At 63.6% G+C, this 3,961-nt stretch carries 2 protein-coding genes; both read right to left on the bottom strand.

The genetic code is table 11. The features are described 5' to 3' along the window. Positions 1 to 208: 208 nt before the first annotated feature. Positions 209 to 2,338 carry an AAA family ATPase gene (locus WC683_20030; GenBank protein ID MFA4974898.1) on the bottom strand — a complete coding sequence of 710 codons (2,130 nt, stop codon included), beginning with the start codon at positions 2,336 to 2,338 and terminating at the stop codon, positions 209 to 211. Beyond that, positions 2,313 to 3,800, bottom strand: coding sequence for a hypothetical protein (locus WC683_20035; protein MFA4974899.1), 1,488 nt, complete (start codon positions 3,798 to 3,800; stop codon positions 2,313 to 2,315). The genes WC683_20030 and WC683_20035 overlap by 26 nt, the downstream gene beginning before the upstream one ends. Positions 3,801 to 3,961: the final 161 nt, after the last annotated feature.

The following is a 3,961-nucleotide window of genomic DNA, read 5'->3' on the forward strand; positions in this document are numbered from 1 at the left end:
TGCCGGCGAAGCGACCGCTCCACCCCCTCTTCTCCTATGTGACTCACTGCCCGAATGTTCGGGGCGGCTAACGGTCTGGCGATAAGCTGCCGGCCGTACTTCACCGAAAGCGGAGGGCATGGTGCCCGAGGTACGAGGGCACCATGCCCGTGTCCAAGGGGGGGAAGGGCGTCGTGCCCGCGGCACGCGGGCACGAACGCCCGCTCGTTCACTTCACACGAACCTTCTTCCGAGGCGGATCGGAAGGCCGGTCAGCTTCATCGCCTTGTTCGGCGGCGCGCCGTGATCTCGGAACCGCCGATCCCAAAGTCGAGATCAGTTCGCGTGCTCGACGCACGCATTCATCAGGCAGTCCTTCCACCCTCGTCATCGCGCGGATCCGGCGCCGCAGGACTCGCGCCACGCTGCCCTTATTAAACTGCAGTCCTTGCGCTATAAACGCGGTCTCAAGCCGCTTTGCGATGGGCTTGTCGCCGACCAGTTTCAATGAGCCGACGCCTCCGGCAGCCAACTGCTTCTTATAGACCTCCTCCACGACTTCAAGATAGTACTCGTCGGGAAATAGTTCCTCGATACAGCACCTCTTGCCAGGCACACCCATCGCGTCGGCGACCATTTTGATGTCGATGTGTCTTTCGCGATAGCGGGACAACCATTTTCTGACGAGCTGGGCTGCGGCCTTCTCCCCTTCATCGTCTGAGTCAAGCAAAACAGCGACCTCGAGATCTTGGCCGATCATGAACGTCGCTATGTAAGCAGCCTCGGACGCTCCGCCCGCTGGGGTAATGTGCAAGTCTTCCGGAAGGGGATTGCCGCCTGTGCGCGCAAAGAGGTTCGAGAACTCGGTGACCATCCAGTAGTCATGAACCCCCTCCACCACGAGGTTCCTGCGCGACACGAGGTAACTGGTTCGGGCACTCATGCCCAACGCAGCCTCGAGCGTCAGCCGGCCATCCGGCCTGGTGAGGCCGAGGTCATCTTCCACCCGCACTCCATCCGTGGTGTCTGTGATGATGCGGATCCGCTCTGGTTTCCGAAGGTCGAGCAGAAAGGGCAGATGCGTTGTGTAGATCAGCGTGTTGCCGTGCGCGTAGGCCTCCATCCGGTCCAGCAGGTCGCGCTGCGCTTCCGGATGAAGGTGGAGCCCCGGTTCATCGAGCAATAGCACGCAGCCGGAGAACGTTCCCTGGCTCTCGTGCATGAAGAGAAGGTCAAAAGAAAAGAACCACTGAAACCCCTTGGAGCGTTCCTCAAGCGGGATGAGTCCCACCCCCGTGTCGTCCTCCACCATAGTGAAGAAGTGCTGGCCGTCGGCTCTCAGTTGCACTTGATATCTGCGCTGCCGCCATCGGTCTCGGATCAGATTCGTTAGGGACAGACTCGCGTCGTTCATATCATACTGCCGCTGTTCGCGGTCCGGAGCGTCACCCTTGACGACCTCCTCGTTCAGATCCAGCCCGGACAGCCTGAAGATCATCAACAGTGTCTCGTCCTCGGGAGCCAGCGACTTCTTGTCGCGCCGCTCCTTGACCTGTTTCAGAATCGCGCGTCCTTGGAAGCGGCGGTAGTCGTCCATGTAGATGAACGTTGGCAGCCTGCCGACAATGTATTCATGTGCTTTGCGTTTGATTGATGGCGTGCCACGTAGGGCCGCTTCGGCCTCGCTGAGCTTCGATATGTAGGCTGAAACGAACGCCTGCTGCTGTCCTTGCGGCGGCTGTTGCTGCGCCACTGCTGCGTTCAGCTTCGTCTGGTGGTCCGTTCGAGCCGCAGGTAACGCCGAAAGGCGTCCGTCACCGATGATCCGCTTGGTCTCAGCAAGACACTCCTCGGCGAGTCGGACGAAGGTCTCGCCGCAGGCGGCTGCCGGAGCCGGCAGTGTTGCCGCAACCTTGTCGAGATCGGCAGGGTGAAAGGCTTCCGGAAACGGTTCCACGCCTGCCTCAAGGCGAAGATCGCCCGCGTAGTCGCGTGAGACGAGCACCTCTTTGATACCGACTGGGTTGCCGGCGATCTCGTCGAGGGCGTCTGTTTCCTCCGGCGCGAGGTCAAACCAAGCGCGAGCCACCACCTGCTTCGGATCGCGTTGACGGCGCCGTCCACGTGGCCACTCCCGATCCATCGTATATGGGTCGGGATTGTAGGGGTTCAGCTTGTGCAGAGCCCGCAGCAGAGTCGTCTTGCCCGACTCGTTCTTGCCGACGATCGCGGTGAGCGGGTCAACCTCGATGCGGCCCGAATCCACCACATTCTTGTACATCGTGATCTGAAATGGGTGCAGATCCCAGTTTCCCATCGTGTAGACCCCGACGTCACGCGGCAGCTCGCGCCTTGGCATTGTGGGGCCGGGCGAGCTGAGGCTGCGCAGCGAGCGTGAGGTCGCCGGCAGCGGCGAGATGCGCAACGAACTGGTCCCAGAGGCCGTTGACGAGAATGCACCGAAGGTGCAGGACGTGCTCGGCGCGAAGTCGACCCCAGCGCATGCCGGGTCCGTCGAGGCGGACCGCGATCAGGTTCCGGACCGCACCTTCTGCTGCCCCGGTGCCGATGTCGAGGTCTCGTCGGCGGAGCGACCCGTAGTTCATCCGGGGCAGGTGCGACTCGAAGTAGCGGATCACGAGGCGCAGTCGCTTTCGCTTGCCCTTGGAGCCAGGACCGGTGCGAGGGATCGCAGCCAGCTCTGTCCGTAGCTCGTGCAACACCAGGTGAGCAGAGTCGCGGCGCAGCCGCGCGGTCTGCTTGGCGACCCAGTCCCGCAGCTCAGAGGAACCCTCGCGGTGGAGGCACTCGCCGGCGAGCCAGACCTTCTCGACGACGTGGTACCAGTCGATGCAGGCCTCCGCCTGGGGGAAGTACTTGAGCTGCAACCGCCAGATGTGCTCGCACCCGTCGGCCAGGAAGATGGTTTCCTTTCGGCCGTAGCCGCGCTTGTCGGCTTCACGACGCAGCCAGATGAAGAGCGCCTCGTGACTCTCGAAGGTGCCGTAGACGCGCTTGCAGATGGGGCCCTCCATGCCCTGGGCGGTCCGGCGCAGGGTGTAGAGCACACCGACGACCGCCAGCTTGGCGTTCTTGGACTTGTCGCCCTTGGCCCGCCGCTTCTTTTTCGGCCACGCTCGTCGTCGCTGGCGTCGTGCGTGGCGGTCCAGGGCGAGTCGGTCGGACCGATGCGGCTGTCGTCGCCGCCGGTACTCGGTGTCGTTGATCATGGGCGCACCCCGGCCGTCCACTTGCACCACCAGCACCTCACCATCGTCGACGGGGGCTGCAACGCCCTCGAGGAACGCCCGTGCCTTCTCGCCGACCGCGTCCACCATGCGCAACACGGCGCGGGGGCTCGGCATCCACTCGTAAGCCTGCGCGAAGGTCTCTCGGGCGGCGGCAAACGCCATCTGGGTGCACAGCCGGCTCAGGCCGAGCACCACTCCGAGGCTGAAGCCTCCGCACAGGCCGAGTTCCCGGTCGACCGGCAGATCGCACGCACCTCTGCGCTGGCCGTTGAGACGACCAACAGGCCGCGTGAAGGCCACCTTGCCGAACCGGGTCCCGACCTCGCTGGTGCGGGCCTTGGGCATCACGACGAACCGCAGCCCGTCGCGCGTGTACTCCGCCGCGCGGGGTCGGCTTGCCTGTCGCAGGAGGAACAGCGCCATCAGCGCCCGCCCCAGCGCGAGCAGCCGAGTCCAGGTCTCCTGCTCGGTCTCGAACAGCGCACGCGGCTCGTCGATGTCGACCCAGTGCCGCACAGCTTCGAAGGCAGACTGGACATCACTACGCGCCTGCTCCAGACTGGGAGCCATCGGGTCTCCTCTCGTCGACAATCACTCTTCGCAAAAGCGATTATCTACGTCGGAGGGGATCCGTCTACCCGCATCGTGCGGCTATGTCCCCAACATCACGACGCCCTCGCGGCGCCAACTGGGAAATGCACCCATCGTGTTTGTACGACGCGTCCGGCCGA

This window comes from bacterium, from assembly GCA_041648665.1.
In the GTDB taxonomy this organism is placed as follows: Bacteria; UBA10199; UBA10199; order 2-02-FULL-44-16; family JAAZCA01; genus JAFGMW01.